The following is a 19,144-nucleotide window of genomic DNA, read 5'->3' on the forward strand; positions in this document are numbered from 1 at the left end:
GTGATGCGAGCGGACCGGGAAAGCTATCAGGAGTAGGGAAAGGTAATGACTACCCCCGCAGGCAGGCGTGTGGAATGAAATTATAGAAATACACCTCATTAATTATGAGGGAGCTATAACTATATTCAACTTAGGTTAATAACAATCATGTGATTGTCAAATCCTTGTTTTTTACTAAAACTACATTGATTTTTACCCATTAGAGCCCTTGTCGTCTACCTATATTTGTACTTTAAAATGAAGAAATACGATAAACATTCGTAAAGCAATTAAAGGGATATTGATGAGTAAAACCATATTAATAACAGGAAGTACGGATGGAATTGGAAAATTAACAGCGATAAAACTGGCTGAGGATGGACATGCAATTTATGTTCACGGAAGAACTAAAGAAAAAGTACAAGCTGTAATTTTAGAGCTAAAAAAAGTTTCCGGAAATGAAAATATAGATGGGTTTGTTGCCGATTTTTCTAATCTAGATGAGGTGAAACAAATGACCAAGAATATAGCAAAAAAGGTTTCTCAAATAGATGTGTTAATTAATAATGCGGGAGTTTTTAAAACTGCAGCAACTAGCGAATTTGGAGACTTTGATATTCGACTAGTCGTTAATTATTTTGCCCCTTATGTTTTAACCAATGCTTTACTTCCAATAGTAAAAAAATCGCAAGCGCCACGTATTATAAATTTAAGTTCGGCGGCACAAGCGCATGTTACGAACGAGATGCTCGCTGGGGTTGGGCATACGAATACTAGTGAAGCCTATGCGCAAAGTAAACTAGCATTGACGATGTGGAGTTTTGCTTTCGCTAAGGCAAACCCGAGAATTAGTACGATTGCGGTAAACCCGGGCTCCTTATTAAATACAAAAATGGCAAATGAAGCCTATGGGCAACATTGGTCGCCAGCATCGAAGGGTGCCGATATTTTGTATGATCTAGCGGTTTCAGACGTATATGAAGGTGTCACAGGTACCTATTTTGATAATGATAAAGGCAATCCAAAAGGCGACTTTGCCAAGGCGCATCCAGATGCTTATGATGAAGGATTAATTTCGAAGTTGATTAAAAAAACGAAAGAAATCATTTGACTAGTAAATCAATGAAGAAAATAATCATGTACATAGTGGTACTAGTTACTTTAGTCCAATGCAAATCCCCTAATAATGATGCACGAATAGTGGAACAAGCAACAAATAAAGTGGTTTTAAGTTCTGAAATTGATTGGGAGCCTTTAAACCCTGCCCGTGGAGATAATAGTCCTAAAGCTGCTACAATTTGGGGAAATCGAAAAGGAAAAGTACCTACAGGTTTTCTTGCAAAATTTAAAGATGGGTTTTCTTCACCACCACATATACATAACGTATCATATCGTGCGCTAGTTATTAGTGGACAAATTCATAATGATGACGCTAATGCCGATGAAATGTGGATGCCTGTCGGGTCTTTCTGGACTCAGCCAGCTGGAGCACCACATATCACCTCTGCAAAAGGAGCTGAAAATATAGCTTATGTAGAAATAGATAACGGACCTTATTTGGTGAAACCGATAACGGAAGCTTTCGATAGTGGCGAAAGACCTGTAAACATTGATGTGTCCAATATAGTTTGGCTAGGTGCCGATAGAACTTCGGTTATTGAAAAAACAAAAGATGTTAAAAATGATGCAAAAGTTACTTTTCTTTGGGAGAAAAATGGAATACGAGGCAATCTTATTAAATTGCCAAAAGGCTTCAAAGGGGTGATTACAAGTACTGGTTCTATTTTTCATGCCATAGTTATTCAAAATAAGCTAGCATACCAAGAACCAAACAGTAAAGATGCTAAAGAATTGGACCCAGGAAGTTATTTCTATTCAGAAGGAAAGTCGAAGCATCAATTATCTGTAGATCCTAAAAGGGAATGCCTTCTGTATATCAGAACAAATAACGATTATAAGGTTGTTTCAGAATAAAAAAAGTGCCTAGAACCATATTCGAAAATATCGTAATCAAAAAGTTTGAAGAAGTAACAGCACTAGCTTTTTGTCAATACACACCCATACGGTTTTTTGAAATACTGTTTATTGAAAAAGGTTCTGGTACACTAATTATAAATAATCATCGCGTTAACTATGATGACAATCAAATTTTTATTTTAATACCTGGCGACCAGTATAATTTTGAAATAGAAACACCGACAACGGTCTCGGCTGTCAAATTCCTCAATAGTTTTTTTGGTGATATGTTATCCGATGAAAATAAGGCGGAACGCAAGCAATGGTTTAAAAAAATCGAAACGATATTGCACGGCGCAGATAGAACCGCTCATTTGGATTTTCATTCCAAAACTGATGAAAGTAGTATTCTTTCGTTATTCAGGGTGCTATGCAACGAGTATAATGATGAAAGTTTAAAAAGTGAAACCATCTTAAAATCCGCATTACATTCCATACTTCACATCATATCCAGAAACGTAGGCTTTGTTTCAACCGATAGTGAGGATTCCAGAATACAGGGCATTATTAATTACATCCATTATCATGTTCATGATTCTGAAAAACTCTCAAAGAAAGAGTTGTCCAACCAATTTCATATTTCAGAAAACTATATTAGTCAATACTTTAAAGATAAAATGGGCATTGGGTTAAAAAAATACATCCTCCATTACAAATTAAAGTTGGCCGAAACACGTTTGAAATACACCAATTCAACAGTCTCGGAAATTGCTCACGAATTAGGGTTTACGGATAGTAGTCATCTGGATAAAACTTTTGTGGTATACAAAGGAATGACTGCAAAAAGCTACCAAGCCCACCTAAAAGGCTCTCAATAGTATCTTTCCCTCGTTTTTTACTAAAACCTCATATTTTCTTACCAAAGCAAGCCCTAGATCCTAGGGTAAATTTGCGGTATAATTTTAAAACAAAAGTTATAATGAAAAAAACACAGGATGTTTTTGAACGCCATATGAGGGCTGTTGACACCTTAAATGCTTCCAATGTAGCGGAAGATTATTCAGACGATGCGCTGTTCAGTACTCCGGAAAAAACCTATAGGGGTAAGTCCGAGATACTCGAATTCTATACAGGGTTCTTACCAAGTTTCGAAGGCTTCCAATTCCATACCATCAAACAGGAGACCAACGGTAAGGTGGTTTACTTTGTCTGGAATGGAAAAAACGAACACATTGATATACAGCTGGCTACGGACACTTACATCATCGAAAACGGAAAGATACAACAGCACACATTTGCCGCTGTAAACAATTAAATAACAATACTAAAAAGAGAACAAAATGGAGTACAAAAATTTTCAAACATTCACGGCAGCACAAAAGGGTGGAATTTTAACCGTAGACATCAACTTTGGGCCTGTAAATGTACAGGGACAAGAAATGTTAGCGGACCTAAGTAGTCTTTGCTTACGATTAGAAAGAGACCGCAGTGTAAAAGTGGTTGTTTTTCAATCATCGAATCCCGGGTACTGGGTATGCCACTATGATACCAACTTACTAAGGGATATGTCTGAAGAAGCGGTGCCAAGAAATGAGGTAGAGTTATTGGACTTACAATCCGTTTTAGAACGATTAAGCAATGTACCGCAAGCAACTATTGCGAAAATTGAAGGTTTTGCCCGAGGTGGCGGGCATGAAATGGCCTTGGCGTTGGATATGCGTTTTGCCGCAAGAGGCAAAGCCAAGTTTATGCAAATGGAAGTGGGAATGGGCATTTTACCCTGTGGTGGTGGAGCATCGCGTATGGCAAGACAAGCTGGACTTGGTAAAGCTTTAGAAATCATTTTAGGAGCTAGAGATTGGGATGCTGATGAAGCGGAAAAATTTGGAACGATCAATAAAGCATTGGATACAGATGAAATTGGACCTTATGTAGAGGCTTTAGCAGCCCGTATTTCTAAATTCCCTGCCGAATCTATCGAAGCCTGTAAGCGCGCTGTGTACGCATCTATAGACTTACCAATTGCGGATGCCTTAAAAGAAGAAGCCTATCAATTATTTCAGGCGACCAGTAAAACACCAGCGATTAAGCGTTTTACGATCGCTGATGAAAATGGGGCACAATTTGACCATGATAACCAGAAAAACTGGGAAAGCATGTTACTAGATCTACAAGAAATTCAAAGGGATTAAATAGTGATTTTTGATTCACTAGGTACAATGGATGTTCATAATTAAGTGGGCATCCATTGAAAAAAATAATTCCAGTACTAAAAACAGAAAAAATGAAAAAAACTAATGCCCTCGCACAAGCCCGTGCACTCACGCCACCATCTCGTGAAGCATCATTGAAACGTGACGCCTCTGTTTCCAATTTTTGGAACAGTAACCAAAAACTGCTCGAAGCGGCATGGGCAGAATGGGAAATGGAAAACAAGGATAATTTACTGGTTCCCGATGAGAAGCTTCTTGATTCCCGCTTGCGACAAGCTATTGACGATGCCTGGAAAAAGCCAGAAAAAGAAACTGCTGTTGCCGATCTATGGGAAGAAATCATTCCCGGAGTTTATTCCGCACAGTTTTTTGACCTTAAGCGCCTAGCGGAGTTTCGAGATTATTTGGAAGCAGTGGTCAATTCACAAATTCCGAAACGTGCACCCTACGGCATTCAATTAAATCGTTACGGAATCATGCTTGATCCGCGCTCGGAAGGACATCTGGCTGCGCCTCATTTTCAAGCATTTTACAACGCTATGATGAACCGCTATATGCGTCCGATTGCTCGTTTGTTACTCGATACTTACGGCTATGATACCCAAACATTTGGTTTTTCCATTCAATACAATCCTGATAAAGACAAAGACTTGCATGCGCACACCGATGCTTCTGCGGCCACTTTGAATATCAATATAAACCTACCTGATGAGGAATTTACAGGTTCACAAGTCGATTTCCATGATAAAACCACGGGAAAAACGGTACAGACCATTTTTGAACCAGGTAAAGCAATCATTCACCGAGGTAACGTTCCACACGCTACACATCCTATCATCAGTGGACAGCGTAGTAATTTGGTGGTATGGCTCTACGGAGACCGCATGCAAATCCCACGCGGTAGTACAAGCAGCTATGGTAGTTCAGGTCACTCCACACCTAAATTGGATGCACCGGAAACTATAACAGCGCGCCAGCGTTGGAGCATACCGGACACACCCAAAGATACTTTTGCGCCATTCTAAAAAGTCAAGTGCTATACCATATATGTAGACGGGTGTAACTTTGCTTTGGTAAACGGCATAAAAAGGGAAAGTCAAGGCGGCCTTCCATTTTTGTGGGCAAGACGCTAAGCGAGCAAATTTTTTACAATCTTCATTGATTTTTTCTTTCTAAAAACTTTCTTCTATAAAAGCACTAAAACACTTATTCCGTGAGCCGAAGAAAAGAAGAATTTTATCATATTCACCCTCTTTAATGTGGTGGTTGATCAAGTTGCCAGCGGTACTAAGTACAACGTACTTGTGATTGTTCATTGGCACTTGGCATTTGTTATGAAATTCGAAAATTTACGGCCCCTAAAGTTTGGCCATTCAATGAACAGTCACTCTAAGTTCAATCTAGAATACGAAATTAACGAAGGAAAATGAAAACTATGCTTTGAAGATAGCAAAGCTGACATATTTCAAGTTTACAGAAGTGATACATACAATGAGCGCGTAAAGCCAAGAAACCATAAGGAACCTATGGAGCAGCACTACAAATAAATCTAGGTATAGCATATCCTACGATAGGATTTGTGCAACCAACTAATTTTAAATTGTTATGGGGTCAAAAGCCCTAGTAGTATTGTATGATTTTTTGACACTTTTGTAAATATTTTTTACAAATAAAAAACACATTGATCGAATATTATTTTTAATAATCTCATATTCAATTGCTTATAAGGTTGGCACAACATTCGAGATGAACTAAGAAGACTATCGTTGTCAACAAAACAGAATGACACCATAGAGAAACATCCTTCGATACAGTTAATTCAATACAAACGCTAACAATTAGTAGTATGAAAATTCAAAATAAAATAAAAATGTACAGCATGATGGCCCTGTTGGTGGTCATCCTTTCGTGCCAAGGTTTTGCACAGGAGCACAAAACCCCTACCATAACAAAAACATTTGAACTAAATCAACCTGGCACATTAAATTCCAAGTCATCTGGCGGCAGCATACGAGTCAAAACGCACGTTGAGCCTACAGTAGAAGTCCGGGCATTTATTCGTAAAAATGGAAGGGTTTTAGCTCCGACAGATCCCATGGTGGCCGATATTCTAGAAAAGTTTGATTTGGAGATCGAGAAAAACGGTACGGTGATCAATGCGAATGCCGTGCGTAAATCAAATTTCGCGCGATTGAGGAATGTGGGCATTTACTTTACCATTATTGTCCCACGTGAAATGTCGTGCAATGTGACATCAAGTGGTGGTGGGTTACGAATTTCAGGGGTGGAAGGCAACCATAAATTAATAAGCAGTGGAGGCTCCGTAATTTTGGAAAACACTTCCGGAACTACCACGGCAAAGTCATCTGGTGGTAAAGCCGGAGCAACGAATCACAATGGCGATATTCGTTTGACTTCCAGCGGTGGTGGTGTTACTCTAGATGAAGCTCGGGGCAGTGTCTATGCGCGCAGTTCAGGAGGTAGCGTACGCCTAAAGGCTATTCAGGGCGATGTAGATGCCGTTAGTAGTGGTGGTGGAGTAACTGTTTTGGGAGATTGCAATTCTGTAAAAGCCAAATCGAGCGGAGGATCAGTGCATGTTAATATTAGCAACTTGAGTAAGGAATTACACCTTGAATCCAGCGGAGGTAGCGTTGATGCTGTCGTACAAAATGGTGATCAATTGGGGCTAGACCTCGACTTGGGTTCTAGCAGCGTTCATATTGATCTAAAGAATTTCTCCGGTCAAACTAAAAAAAATCGCGTAAAAGGCACCATGAATGATGGCGGAATTCCGGTGTACATGCGTGCATCAGGAGGAAGTGTTAAAGTGCGCTATGAGGATTAAAAAGGAAGCATAAAAGGGAACTAGCATCATCTGTGCTACGGAAATTTTTGAGCAACTAAGATTCCTAATGTTGCCTAGGGAGACGTAATTTGCTTTAGGAATATTTTACAACATGGAATGATGACTATCGTTTTCCATTTAACCTTTGCAGTATTATGGCAGCCGCATCATCTTTCTTAAGTATTGCTTTAGCCATACTTCGACAGGCTCTGCAACCGATGGATAAACCAATACTACAAAATGTGCTATAGTGCGCGCTGGTTTTCATGGTGAAGGTGTGCAATCGGGTGTCACTTGAGCTTTGATTACGGCATAAAAATAAAGATGAGCATCTTTCGTTTTTGGGGAGATGGTGCGCGGGCAAAGTTGTTGCCATCTTCCTTGATTTTTTCTTTCTAGAAATTTCTTCTCAAAAAGTAATGAAACATGAATTACTGACCGACCCCGATCGCTATCGGGGGGGAGGGAGGGCAATATGAGCAGAACAAAAAATTTAAGTTAAAAATTCAATAATTGAAAGTAAAAACTTACTATTTAAGATGTTTATTGATTAGCTTTATACTCCAATGAATTGTAAACCTTAACAACATTAGTTATGAAACATATTAAGTACCTAATAGTAATACTAATTCTATATGCTTGTGATAAAGAAAATCAGTCGATCATAGAAGCAGCAAATAAACCAATTCAGTCGTCGAGTCTACTCGGAAATTCCGTCACCAATTGTCCAGATAATATCAACGTTTATACGCAAAGTGAGGCTGACATTGTTGTTAGTAATATGAATGAATTGAAGAGCGCAGTAGCTAACGCTGTAGATGGAGAAATAATCTATCTAAGTGATAATACAATTTTTGATTTATCGGGCGAATGTAATTATACCGATACGGATTGTCACAACGATCGACCCAATAGTCCAACTTGTTATTCTCTAATTATAAAAAAATCGATTAAACTAGTAAGCGGTAGGAATGGCAGCAGTAATGGCGCTATAATTTCCTCTACACGCGCAAGATCTGGAATGATCAAAATAGAAGCAGATAACGTAATCATTAGCGGTATTAGACTTAAAGGTAATGATACGGTGATAGGACAAGTTCCAAATATTCCAGGAACGACAGACGGAATATTCATTTGTGGATATAATAATCTTACGGTTGAAAACTGTGAGATTTCCGGTTGGTCTCATGCTGGGGTTTATCTAAAAAATTCGGCAAATAATTTAGTTGTAAATAATTATATCCATCACAATAGAAGATATGGATTAGGATATGGTGTATCTATTCATACTAGTAATGATGCTTATGACACAAATGCCCGAATATCTTGTAATTATTTTGAATATAATAGACATGATATTGCTGGTAATGGCCATGAGAATGAGAGTTATGTAGCATCATATAATACTATAGGATTAGGTGGAAATGGTCATAGTTTTGATATGCATGGTAAAGGTGTTGACACGGAAGAAGTCGCTGGAAGAGCCATTTCAATCCATCACAATAACTTCACTAACAAACATCAAACAGGAATATTGATAAGAGGTATTCCCGTGGACAAGGCTGTGATATACCAAAACGTTTTTGCCCATGATAATGAGTGTGAGGCTATACATCAAACGATTCTGGGACAAGATATACCGATTGACAACCTTAAGGAGAACTTTCTTGTTTTAAACAATAGTGATAATATCGAAAAATATACGTTCGGGAAGTATAAAAAAATAGCGACATATGATAATACATATGCTAGTAATACTTGTGCTCCGCAGACCGAAACAATCTCCCAAGGTTGGAGTAATTATGCGAGATTTTTACCTGGAAAATGGACGAATAACGGAACTGACGATTTAATGGGCTATCACGTAGGCCAAGACAACATGAACTTGTATAAGTTCAAATCTGACGGATCAGGTTTTGATTATGGGTATACCACGGTAAGCCATGGGTGGACCAACTATTCCCATCTTTTAGTTGGAAATTGGACTAATAATGGTACCGACGATTTGATGGGATACCACGTAGGCCAAAACAACATGAACTTGTATACGTTCAAATCTGATGGGTCAGGTTTTGATTATGGCTATACTACGGTAAGTAGTGGATGGACCAATTATTCCCATCTTTTAGTTGGTAATTGGACCAATAATGGAACCGATGATTTAATGGGCTATCACGTGGGTCAAGACAATATGAATCTTTACAAGTTCAAACCTGATGGGTCAGGTTTCTATTCTGGTTATACAACGGTAAGCCATGGTTGGTCAAACTATTCACATTTCTTAGTTGGAAATTGGACAAATAATGGGACTGATGATTTAATAGCTTATCATAATATTCAGAATCAGTTAAATTTATACAAATTCAAGCCTGATGGATCCGGATTCTATTCGGGTTACACTGGTGTAGCATCGGGTTTAAGCAATTTTAAAGAATTTTTCACTTACGATTGGAAAGATGATGGAATTGATGATATCGTAGGTATTACACATAGCAATGATGTATACTTATTTAAAAATAACGGGCAGGGTAACTTTGAAGGCTCTTACTTCTTAGGAGTCTTCTCTGACTTAAAACTTGTTTTAAAAGGAAACTGGTAAATTAAATTCCACGAGTATTGAATAGTTAGGCAAATACTCCAATTATCATTATCAGATATGTGAAGCGCCGTTATTGAACAAAACGTAATGATTATGGATCCCAAAATATAGCGACAGAGCCCTACAACTGCCTGCCGTCAGGCAGGTTTTGGCGCTGGCCAAGCGTTGGCAAATTGTGTTTAAAATACGACCTAAAAAATAAAAGTCTAGTAGACTTTTGCCTTTTCGTATGAGACGACGCAACGGCCATCAGCGTGGAAATACGCTATGCGCTAATTTGCTATAATGTCTTGCATTATGACTCTTTACTTTGATAAACGGCATAAAAAGGAAAAGGCCTGGGAGACCTTTCCTTTTTTGAGCGAGTTAATGCACCGGCAAAGTTGTTACGATCTTCCTTGATTTTTTTCTTTCTAAAAACTTTCTCTGAAAAGGTAATGGAACACTTATTAACCGACGGACCCCGATAGCTATTGGGGGAGGGAAGGCAATATGTGTGGAATGCCATTTTGTACCGAAACTTTCTGAATAGACTGTAACAAAGAGTAAAATAACACCTCTTTAGGCAAATCAATCCACAAACATAGTTATGATTACAAACTACTTTTCTAAAATTATTTTTTTCTTTACCATTCTTCTTTTATCATTTCAAATAACTACTGCTCAGGTAGACACCACATCCGAACTTTACAAGACTATTAAAGAGATGGATGAACTTCTTTTCGAAAATGGGTTCAATAAATGTTTCATTTCGGATATGGCACCTCTGATTAGTAAGGATCTTGAATTTTACCATGATCAGGGAGGAGTGACTACTACCAAAGAAAAATTTCTCTTGAGCATAGAACAAAATATTTGCTCCAAACCAGCACAAAAACCGATTCGAAAATTAGTCGAAAAGAGCTTAGAAGTATTTCCCCTTTATGAAAATGGGGTTTTATATGGAGCAATTCAAAACGGTATGCACGAGTTTTTTATAAAAGAAACCAACAAAGAACCCTATCTGACCAGTACAGCCAAATTCACTCATTTATGGATAAAAGATAGTGATACTTGGAAATTAAAAAGAGTTTTAAGTTATAATCATAAAGTACCGAACAAATCAATCGAAAAGGTCAAAATCAAGCTGGCCAATAAAGTTCTAGATACCTATGTAGGAACTTATTCCGGTAAAAATGTGAAAGCGAATATATCGAGAAAAGAAAGTGCACTTCTAATGGACTCTGGAGACATGCAACTTATTATTCTTCCCGAATCGGAAAATACGTTTTTCGCAAAAGAAGCGCCACTTACTTTCGAGTTCATCTCAAATGATGGTGTCGTTTCGAAAATGATTGTTAGAGAAAACGGCAAAATTGTTGATGAAGTTCAAAAGATCGACTAGTTCTAGTTTACTAAAGTGATGCACTAAGTAGTTCTAGGCTATTTGTGATACCGTATCGCTATTTGATATAATGTCAAATTAGGTTTCTTTTTTGAAACACAATGTTCTGCGTTATGTAATTTGAGCTTTGATTACGGCATAAAAAGGAAAAGGTCTTGGAGACCTTTTCCTTTGTTATGGAACCAACCTCAAAAAGATGCTCGCTATTGTCAACGTGCTCAATGGTGTCCTTTTTCCATCTTCCACCTTAATATTTTGTGCCGTCTCCATTGATAACGGCAATTGAGAACTCTGTACTATTTGGAAAGGCCTTGATATTATCATAGACCAATTTGACCTGTCCAGTGGAGAGCGACTTTTCCACTTCATTGTCCTGGGAGGTTTTCTCCGTTCCGTTCTTGCAACTGAATGCAAGAAGCCCGAATAGAAAGAGGAAACAGTTTCTCATTGTAAAACAGCAGAACATTGTAAGTAAAAATTTATTCAAGTGAAATTCCATCCAAGTTCTCCAGTTTAGCGATACACCCCCAATTGTATTTCTGGCGATTGTCCCCAGAGAGCACGAACGACAACCAATTTACGCCTTTGCGCAATTTCAATGTAGTTTGTTCATCTTGCACGAACACCCTTCCTTCGGTACCCTTGTCAGGGGGAGGGCGAAAGTCCATTCCCCCATCGAACAGCGTTTCGGAGTTCAATAAAATGACCAAATGATCGGCGTAATCAAAATTGAGTTTGACCTCTTTCTCTGAATCTGATGTTATTTTACTAGTGAGTACAATTGTGTTATCCATGTCATCGTAGAAACGACTGATATTTACAAGCCCATCTTTATCGGCATTAATTTCTTTGAATTTGTCCCTGTGCTTTAGCAATGAATCCGCTTGCTGCAGAAAATTGACGGAGTCCTTGGCAAACATCTCGGATATGTACCACTTCGTAATATAGTTTGGGGCAATTTGTTCTACATCATTATCGGAGCTTTGAGTATCGCCACTTTCCATTTCAGAAATGGAAAAGTCACTGAAATAGACTTCACCAAAATTACTGTACAGACTGATTCCACCCGCTCGGGTTCCGTGCTTTAGGTCGTCGACAACAAACGTAGGCGTATCCATATCGTCTACGTAAACAGACATCTTGTTTCCCAATACCTCTGCCTTAACATGTACCCAAGTACGGATATCCAAAAAGATAATACCATCTTCTTTTATTTCAAAAAGCAGTGCCTCGCTGCTCTTTGGGTCGTAGATATAGGCCGGACTTGCATTAGGGACATCCACAAAGGATTCCTCTGAAAACACAACACCTTTATTTCGAAGGGCGGTCAAAAGGCTATCACTGGCCTTCCCCTTGACCAGTTGATCCTCCAGGGAAAGTGGTATTGTCGCCACTTCCTTTCTCGGATATGTCGCATTTCCTTCGTACTGAGGATAATTGTATAATTGCCAGGGCAGGTTTCCGTTATGAATGGGAGTGTACTGTAGCGCGTCCCTATTTCCGCTCATCATCATCCGGAGGTAAAGATATTCATAGTTCTTTGGGTCCTGTACCCTAAAGCCAAATCCCGGGACCTGGCCATTGCAATGGAATTCCACTGCAAAGTCTTTGAACTCTGACTCTTTCAGAAAGGCCTTTTGACCTGGCTCCAGCACTATGGACTGTCTTCCTTGGTGGTCCACAATTTCCAAGGAGTCCACTGAACCATCAGGGTTTTCAATCCTCCAGTAACTGTCGTTGAAGGCATATTCTTGGACAGGACTGTTCTCTTTGTTCTGGCGATTACAGGATACCAATGAGATACCTATAATACATAATAGAAAGTTATAAATGTTGATTTTCATAATAGAATACTAACTTTATGGTATGGATGTTTAAAAAGCCAATATAATGTTACCGACCCAGATTTTATTCGGGTACGTCATTCATCTTTGTTCAAGTTCGTTCATGGTTGAAAAAGGCCTATAAATGGAAAAGTTTACCGAACATATTGAATCCTGTTTTACCCTAGTGGAGCGAAAGTTCGGCAGGGGGCCATCAAGTGCGTGGGACACCAATGATTTTAATGATCTCGGTAGGCATATCCAAGAAGAGACCGGTACGCTGTTAAGCGTTTCCACGCTAAAAAGGCTTAGTGGAAAGGTCAGTTATGCATCCCAGCCCAACAAAGCCACTTTGAATGCCTTGGTGGGATATATCGGTTATCCAAACTGGGTTTCCTTTACCAATACAGAAACCGGACAGGTCTTGAAAAGATGGGATTGGGGCAAAACGAAAATACCCACAAAGTATGCCATTCTTCTTTTGTTGCTCATACTAGCGTTCGTATCGGCTGCGTATCTATATATCAATCTTGGCGGCACCACTTATGATGCTCACAATTTTGTCTTCAATGGCGAATCGGTCTCCAACGGACTTCCCAACTCGGTTGTTTTTAATTATGATGCCAAGGCTGCAGATGATCAGTCAAAAATCGAGATACAACAGGACTGGGATGAAAGCAAGAGAGTAATCGTCAGCAAAAACGACAGTGTATCCACTAGTATCTATTATAGGCCTGGATTTTTCAAATCAAAATTGGTGGTGGACGGAAATATCGTTAAGGAAAAGGACATCCTAATTTCGACCAAGGATTGGGTTGGAGTCATCGAAACGGATTCCATTCCTATTTATTTGGATATGGAAGATTACCAATCTGAAAAAAGTCTGTCAATAAAAGCTGGTTCATTGGAAAAATATGGAGTTGACCCAAGGGCGGCCCGCACTCCTGTCGGTTTCTATCAGATAAAGGATTTTGGAGAGCTCTATACTTCCAATTTTGAAATGTCAGCCTTGGTCCGAAATGATTTTAGGTCCGGGAAAAGTATCTGCCAATCAGCACAGTTGGTAATCGTTCATGAGAATGGCCCAATTAGTATCATGCTCACGAACAAAGGATGTATCTCCGATATCATGCTCCACGCATTTGGCAAAACGATTGACGGAAAAAAGACAGATCTTTCAGGCTTTGGTGTGGATTTTCAGGACTTTGTGGAATTGAAATGCGTTTCAAAGAATGGACAACTCGAAATATTGCTTGACAACCAACCCGTATTTTCTTTTAATATTCCCGACGAACCCAAAAAAATTCTTGGCTGTAGTATTCATTTTGAGGGAGCTGGAACGGTCCAAAATTTGGAGTTCAAAAATGAGCGTGGAATGGTTTATTCCTACGGTTTTTGAAACCTTAAAATCACACTCAATTCGCTAAATAGCAAAAAGATTTGAATACTATCTAGGCTCTTTTAATCGGCCGTTTTTACGGACAGTTAGGGTAATTAGATTTAAAAAACCATACACATATGGAACATGGTGGCCGCAAATTAGCTTTTACATCATTACTTTGTTATAATTCTCTTTCAGGACTTATAACGTAACTATGTAAAATAGCGTGAAAATATGCTATGCGCTAATTTGCTATAAATGCACTATAGTGTTCCGCGTTATGTAACTTTGCTTGGACGGCATAAAAATATGAGGTCTGGGAGACCTTATATTTTTTGAGCGGGTAGGTGCGTTGGCGTCTTTGTTACTACACTTTCTTTAAATTTTTATTCAAAAAAGTTTCTTCTCAAAAGGTAATGGAACACTTTTTATACGAGCCGACAATAGGAGGGGAGTGTAATGTGTGTGGAATGGTCTAATAATCTCCCAAGATATTCGTTATTTTTATATATCTAGAATTAGACAAAATGAAAACACCCTTAAAACTCAAACTTATAATATTGTTTCTTAGTGTATTAAGTTGTAATAATGATGATACCCCCGATCCGCAAGAGACAAAGAGTAGTGGCAAACAAATACTCAGTTTTAGCTTTTTAAGTACTGAAAATGCAAACCTAATGACGGATATCGTTGCTACAATTGATGAGACTACTAAATCTATAAATGCATCTGTACCAAATGGAACTGACGTATCTGCACTTAATCCAAAGATAACAGTTTCAGAAAAAGCTAATTTTGGACCAAGCGGAGCTCAGAATTTTAGTACGCCCATAGATTTTACAGTAAATGCAGAAGACGGTTCACAGGTTATTTATACTGCTAGTATTGCCGTCATGGAATCAAATGAAGCCATATTAGAAAGTATTAACCCTTCTGAAGGGCCAAAAGGTACAATAGTTACTATCAGCGGAAGTAATTTTGGTTTAGACCTTAACGAAGTAAGTGTGTTTTTTAATGAGGTAGAGGCCGAAGTTCAATCGGTTACAAATAGTGAAATTACTACACTTGTACCTTCCAGAGCATATACAGGAGAAGTTAAAGTACTTATAAATGGAATGGAACTTATTGGGCCTTCTTTTAATTACACCATTTCTGAAGTAACCGTAACCACATTTGTAGGTAGTAAAATACAGGGAACGGCAGATGGTATGGGTGCAAATGCCCAATTTAAGAACCCAGGTGGTCTGGCATTGGGTTCTGATGGTATTATATATGTAGCCGATGTTGCGAACGGTCTGATAAGGAAAGTAACTCCAGAAGGTATGGTTATAACAATTGCTGGCAGTACTCCCGGATTCTTGGATGGCGCCATTGATGTTGCTCAATTCGATAATCCTACAGATATGGTATTTGATGAAAACGGAAACATGTATGTTACAGACGCGGGTAATCATAGAATCCGAAAAATAACCCCCGATGGTATGGTGAGTACCTTAGCCGGTAGTTCCCAAGGCTATAATGATGGGCCTGGTGAAACAGCACTGTTTAATTTACCTGATCAAATTGTCCTCGATTCGGATAATAATCTGGTGGTAACTGACCGTGTGAATGATAAGATAAGAAAGGTAACACTTGACGGTATTGTAAGCACATTTGCGGGAAGCAGTGAAGGATCCGCGGATGGTAACGGAACAGCCGCTATGTTCAACGCACCCATAGGCATTTTGGAAGATGAAAATCATGACCTATACATTGTTGATTATGGAAATCATAAAATTCGAAGAATATCTGAAAACGCAGATGTCACAACATTCGCGGGCAGTATTTTGGGATATTTAGATGGAACTTCTGAGGAAGCCCAATTCTTTCAGCCAATTTGCATGGCCAAGGATAAGAATGGGGTATTTTACGTTTCCGATGGTAGAAATCGTAAAATCAGAAAAATTACACCTGACGGTGTAGTAAGTACGCTTGCCGGAACTACTCAGGGGTATACTGACGGTCCAGCCGATATAGCCGAATTCGAGTTTCCATCAGGGATAGTCATTGATGCCGATGGAATAATCTATGTTGCAGATCAAGGCAACAATTGCATTAGGAAAATTATTCAAGAATAATTTACTCACTGTAAAAGTTAAATAGTCGTTTTCAAAAATGCTGTATTCGTAGTGGAATAACCTTACAGAATCCTTGTGGAATTTTAGATATAACTTATCGCTATTTGACATAACGTCATATTATAGAATCGTTTTGTTCTATAATGTTCTGCGTTATGTAACTTGAGCTTTGGTTAAAAGCAAAAGTTGTTACAATCTTCTTTGATTTTTTTCTTTCTAAAATTTTCTTTTGATATGGTAATGGAATACTTTTTTTCTGAAAATACGCAGTATTGTAAGAAAAAGTGTATGAAATGATATGAAAACCTCAGAAATTCTAAGGTTTTTCTATAATGGATTTTAACGGTCATTTTTTATATTTAAATACTCCAAAGAATTGAATTCCTACAATTTACTTCCCCCAAAAAATACCCATAAATGGGTATTGTAAGTCATTTATCTCAAAGAAATTGAATTATGGATATTATTGCTCAAAAGGAAGGTTTAATATATATAGAAAGTGATGCAGGAAAAATCAATGATGTTCTATCAACAGATGTTAAAGTTCCATATTTCATAGAAATCCCTATAACCTTTACAGATGTGGATAATGGGCCAAAAACAATAAGTAATGTATCCATAAATAACATTTTGATAGATAAAGAAAGTTATGCTTCAGTTTCCAATCCAAGTTTTCATTCATATAAAAAGGTTTTTGGGAAAAAAAATATTTCAGGAGACAATATGGGAGATTCGTTTGATTTAAAAGACGATGAAGCACAAAACAAAAATGCAATTTTAGTAATCAAATTTTTATTTGACGATTCTGAAAACTCTATTGAAAAGTTAAAACAGAATCAGGGTCAAATAGATTTCAAAATAGATTTGAGTATAGATTTTATAGATACTCAAAGATTAGATTTGACCTATTCAGGAACAATAGTCAATATCTCTGCGGGAAAGATTTCTAATCCAAATATAAATCGCAAAGGAAGTATTTTTCTAACTCAAATCAACTTGATTTCCCTATTTGTATTTATTGGTCTTTTGTCTGTATGGAACTATGGATTAAATAAGAGTATATATCTGGAGAGCTCGGGATTCTTTTCTCATGATTTTTTCACAACCGCAATTGCCATATTGGCAACGTTTCTCGGATTATCTCTTAGAAAACTAAAATCTTTTCTTGCTGTATTTACCAAAACCTTTTCCTTTTTTAAATTCCCTGAACTTCATCTTTCTCTGGAGCAATTTAGGGGCTTATCATCAAAACAATGGTCTTTTATGCTTATAGGGTTAGCCCTTTTGTCAGGTTATATTATTTACTCTAATTGGTCTTATGAAATTACCCTAGTAAATAGTGATTTCCACATATATGATAATAAAAAAGGTACTATAATTGATTTGACTGAAAATAAAAGAATTTATAGAAAGCATCTGAAGGATAGTTCTCGATTTAAGATTATAAGCAAAATTGAAGCTTCGGAAGATAACAATCTCTGGATTGGAAAAGTTGTTCAGGATGGGTTTTGGGGCAAACCTAGTATGATGATGGATTCTATTGGGATTTTTGTGGGAGACGGTACACAGGCGGGTATAAGATTAAATAAAAAAGATACTTATCTAAAGCTTATCGAGAATAATGACCTTATTAATGAAAAAATTCCTGTTGAACGCATATTTTCTGAAGCTCCTGGAGACATTGAAAATTATTCTTTGAAATACTTTCCGCCTAATTCTAAGGAGGTAGAAACTGTTTGGGTAAATGATTACATCCGATTAAGTAAAAATGAAATTGAAAACTTAAAGAGAAATTTCGCAGAAGTAATAGAAGGCAATAATTATAAAAATTATATGGATGTTTATAAGGATAGGAAAAAGCTTAGACAGCAATTTGAGGATATTTTAAATAAACAATTTTCTAATAGATCCAAAATAGATGCAGGAATTCTCACATCATTGATTTCTAATTATTTAGATGATATAAAAGGTGATAGAAAAAAAGCCATCGAAAATATTTCAATAATATCTGCTTTATGGAGAATAGGAAACAATCACAAGATAGGGCCGTTCGACTATGAAAAAATAAAATCCATTTGTCAAGACTCTTACGATATATATGAAAGAAATGAATATTGGCCAGTAGCAAGGGCGAGTGTTGAGTTTTTAATGATTTTACAAAAAGGCTTGCCGAATGATATTAGTGATGCTCCGATTAATACAATTCGTAATAATTTCATTGAATTAGATCAACACAATTTTAATCTTGTTGACTTAATTTTTGTTTCATCAAGTTTGGGATTAATAGAAAACTCAATCATTCAAGATTATATAACCAACAATTTAGCTAAAATAACTAGTCGGTTTAACAATGAAACAAACATGTATAACGCTTTAGTTTTAATGGATCAAGGCAATGGGAGACAGAAAGATGATTACTTGCACAACGATGGAAATACACTTGATGAATTGATGAGATTCTGTAATAAACCAAATATTAAAACTAATTATGAGAAATTACAAAAACCTGCTAATAGCTCTTAGGGATAAATTATTTAATGGTCGGACTTTATGTAATAAATCTCCATAGCTGCCTCTTTTAACTCAATCAAAACATGACTAACATTTTGTCTTTCTAATTCTGAAAAGGTATCTGTTGGCAGATAATGAAACATATAAATAGCTCGGTTAAGCCACTTAGATAATGATAATAAATCCCCCTCATGGTGATTGTCTAAGTTATAATTCTCTTTCAGGACTTATAACGTAACTATGTAAAATAGCGTGGAAATACGCTATGCGCTAATTTGCTATAAGTGTACTATAATTTATATTATGTAAAATAGAATATTTCAACTACTCCAT

Annotated in this window: 14 protein-coding genes; 12 read left to right on the plus strand and 2 right to left on the minus strand. The window is 37.4% G+C overall.

Features of this window, described 5'->3' with window-relative positions:
• The first annotated feature begins 283 nt into the window (after positions 1–283).
• The 9 genes from ACKWCA_RS12955 to ACKWCA_RS12995 all read left to right on the plus strand — a co-directional run bounded on the left by ACKWCA_RS12955 (position 284) and on the right by ACKWCA_RS12995 (position 10,979).
• Complete coding sequence (locus tag ACKWCA_RS12955; RefSeq protein WP_413978629.1) at positions 284–1,090, plus strand: SDR family NAD(P)-dependent oxidoreductase; 807 nt, start codon at positions 284–286, stop codon at positions 1,088–1,090.
• An 11-nt stretch (positions 1,091–1,101) separates the two neighbouring features.
• Positions 1,102–1,953, plus strand: a complete 852-nt coding sequence (locus tag ACKWCA_RS12960) for a DUF4437 domain-containing protein (RefSeq protein ID WP_413978630.1) — start codon at positions 1,102–1,104, stop codon at positions 1,951–1,953.
• A 5-nt stretch (positions 1,954–1,958) separates the two neighbouring features.
• A complete protein-coding gene (locus ACKWCA_RS12965) occupies positions 1,959–2,813 on the plus strand; it encodes an AraC family transcriptional regulator (RefSeq protein ID WP_413978631.1) in 855 nt (284 codons plus the stop codon).
• Positions 2,814–2,914: 101 nt separating this feature from the next.
• Positions 2,915–3,250: a nuclear transport factor 2 family protein gene (locus ACKWCA_RS12970; RefSeq protein WP_413978632.1), complete on the plus strand. Its 336-nt coding sequence runs from the start codon at positions 2,915–2,917 to the stop codon at positions 3,248–3,250.
• A 25-nt stretch (positions 3,251–3,275) separates the two neighbouring features.
• Positions 3,276–4,127 (plus strand): enoyl-CoA hydratase/isomerase family protein, encoded by an 852-nt coding sequence (locus ACKWCA_RS12975; protein ID WP_413978633.1) that lies wholly within the window; start codon positions 3,276–3,278, stop codon positions 4,125–4,127.
• Positions 4,128–4,219: 92 nt separating this feature from the next.
• The gene (locus ACKWCA_RS12980) at positions 4,220–5,173 is read left to right on the plus strand and encodes a 2OG-Fe(II) oxygenase (RefSeq protein WP_413978634.1); all 954 of its coding nucleotides are present in this window, start codon (positions 4,220–4,222) and stop codon (positions 5,171–5,173) included.
• An 821-nt stretch (positions 5,174–5,994) separates the two neighbouring features.
• On the plus strand, positions 5,995–6,996 hold the full coding sequence (locus tag ACKWCA_RS12985; RefSeq protein ID WP_413978635.1) for a DUF4097 family beta strand repeat-containing protein: 1,002 nt from the start codon (positions 5,995–5,997) through the stop codon (positions 6,994–6,996).
• Between the two features lie 595 nt (positions 6,997–7,591).
• A complete protein-coding gene (locus tag ACKWCA_RS12990; RefSeq protein ID WP_413978636.1) occupies positions 7,592–9,595 on the plus strand; it encodes a right-handed parallel beta-helix repeat-containing protein in 2,004 nt (667 codons plus the stop codon).
• A 589-nt stretch (positions 9,596–10,184) separates the two neighbouring features.
• Positions 10,185–10,979 carry a hypothetical protein gene (locus ACKWCA_RS12995; protein WP_413978637.1) on the plus strand — a complete coding sequence of 265 codons (795 nt, stop codon included), beginning with the start codon at positions 10,185–10,187 and terminating at the stop codon, positions 10,977–10,979.
• Between the two features lie 247 nt (positions 10,980–11,226).
• Here the strand turns inward: ACKWCA_RS12995 and ACKWCA_RS13000 are convergent, their stop codons facing one another.
• Positions 11,227–11,427 (minus strand): hypothetical protein, encoded by a 201-nt coding sequence (locus ACKWCA_RS13000; protein ID WP_413978638.1) that lies wholly within the window; start codon positions 11,425–11,427, stop codon positions 11,227–11,229.
• A gap of 31 nt (positions 11,428–11,458) precedes the next feature.
• The gene (locus ACKWCA_RS13005) at positions 11,459–12,823 is read right to left on the minus strand and encodes a hypothetical protein (protein ID WP_413978639.1); all 1,365 of its coding nucleotides are present in this window, start codon (positions 12,821–12,823) and stop codon (positions 11,459–11,461) included.
• A gap of 124 nt (positions 12,824–12,947) precedes the next feature.
• Between ACKWCA_RS13005 and ACKWCA_RS13010 the strand changes: the two genes are divergently transcribed.
• The 3 genes from ACKWCA_RS13010 (at position 12,948) to ACKWCA_RS13020 (ending at position 18,823) form a co-directional block, all read left to right on the plus strand.
• Complete coding sequence (locus ACKWCA_RS13010; protein WP_413978640.1) at positions 12,948–14,201, plus strand: hypothetical protein; 1,254 nt, start codon at positions 12,948–12,950, stop codon at positions 14,199–14,201.
• 509 nt (positions 14,202–14,710) lie between these two features.
• Positions 14,711–16,300: an IPT/TIG domain-containing protein gene (locus ACKWCA_RS13015; RefSeq protein WP_413978641.1), complete on the plus strand. Its 1,590-nt coding sequence runs from the start codon at positions 14,711–14,713 to the stop codon at positions 16,298–16,300.
• A 456-nt stretch (positions 16,301–16,756) separates the two neighbouring features.
• Positions 16,757–18,823 (plus strand): hypothetical protein, encoded by a 2,067-nt coding sequence (locus ACKWCA_RS13020; RefSeq protein WP_413978642.1) that lies wholly within the window; start codon positions 16,757–16,759, stop codon positions 18,821–18,823.
• Positions 18,824–19,144 lie beyond the last annotated feature (321 nt).

The sequence above is a fragment of the Maribacter corallii genome, assembly GCF_047345415.1.
In the GTDB taxonomy this organism is placed as follows: domain Bacteria; phylum Bacteroidota; class Bacteroidia; order Flavobacteriales; family Flavobacteriaceae; genus Maribacter_C.

What these genes read in the sequence shown, in the direction of transcription:
- ACKWCA_RS12955 (WP_413978629.1), top strand. Translation starts at nt 284, where the DNA reads ATGAGTAAAACCATATTAATAACAGGAAGTACGGATGGAATTGGAAAA.
- ACKWCA_RS12960 (WP_413978630.1), top strand. Translation starts at nt 1,102, where the DNA reads ATGAAGAAAATAATCATGTACATAGTGGTACTAGTTACTTTAGTCCAA.
- ACKWCA_RS12970 (WP_413978632.1), top strand. Translation starts at nt 2,915, where the DNA reads ATGAAAAAAACACAGGATGTTTTTGAACGCCATATGAGGGCTGTTGAC.
- ACKWCA_RS12975 (WP_413978633.1), top strand. Translation starts at nt 3,276, where the DNA reads ATGGAGTACAAAAATTTTCAAACATTCACGGCAGCACAAAAGGGTGGA.
- ACKWCA_RS12980 (WP_413978634.1), top strand. Translation starts at nt 4,220, where the DNA reads ATGAAAAAAACTAATGCCCTCGCACAAGCCCGTGCACTCACGCCACCA.
- ACKWCA_RS12985 (WP_413978635.1), top strand. Translation starts at nt 5,995, where the DNA reads ATGAAAATTCAAAATAAAATAAAAATGTACAGCATGATGGCCCTGTTG.
- ACKWCA_RS12990 (WP_413978636.1), top strand. Translation starts at nt 7,592, where the DNA reads ATGAAACATATTAAGTACCTAATAGTAATACTAATTCTATATGCTTGT.
- ACKWCA_RS12995 (WP_413978637.1), top strand. Translation starts at nt 10,185, where the DNA reads ATGATTACAAACTACTTTTCTAAAATTATTTTTTTCTTTACCATTCTT.
- ACKWCA_RS13000 (WP_413978638.1), bottom strand. Translation starts at nt 11,427, where the DNA reads ATGAGAAACTGTTTCCTCTTTCTATTCGGGCTTCTTGCATTCAGTTGC.
- ACKWCA_RS13005 (WP_413978639.1), bottom strand. Translation starts at nt 12,823, where the DNA reads ATGAAAATCAACATTTATAACTTTCTATTATGTATTATAGGTATCTCA.
- ACKWCA_RS13010 (WP_413978640.1), top strand. Translation starts at nt 12,948, where the DNA reads ATGGAAAAGTTTACCGAACATATTGAATCCTGTTTTACCCTAGTGGAG.
- ACKWCA_RS13015 (WP_413978641.1), top strand. Translation starts at nt 14,711, where the DNA reads ATGAAAACACCCTTAAAACTCAAACTTATAATATTGTTTCTTAGTGTA.
- ACKWCA_RS13020 (WP_413978642.1), top strand. Translation starts at nt 16,757, where the DNA reads ATGGATATTATTGCTCAAAAGGAAGGTTTAATATATATAGAAAGTGAT.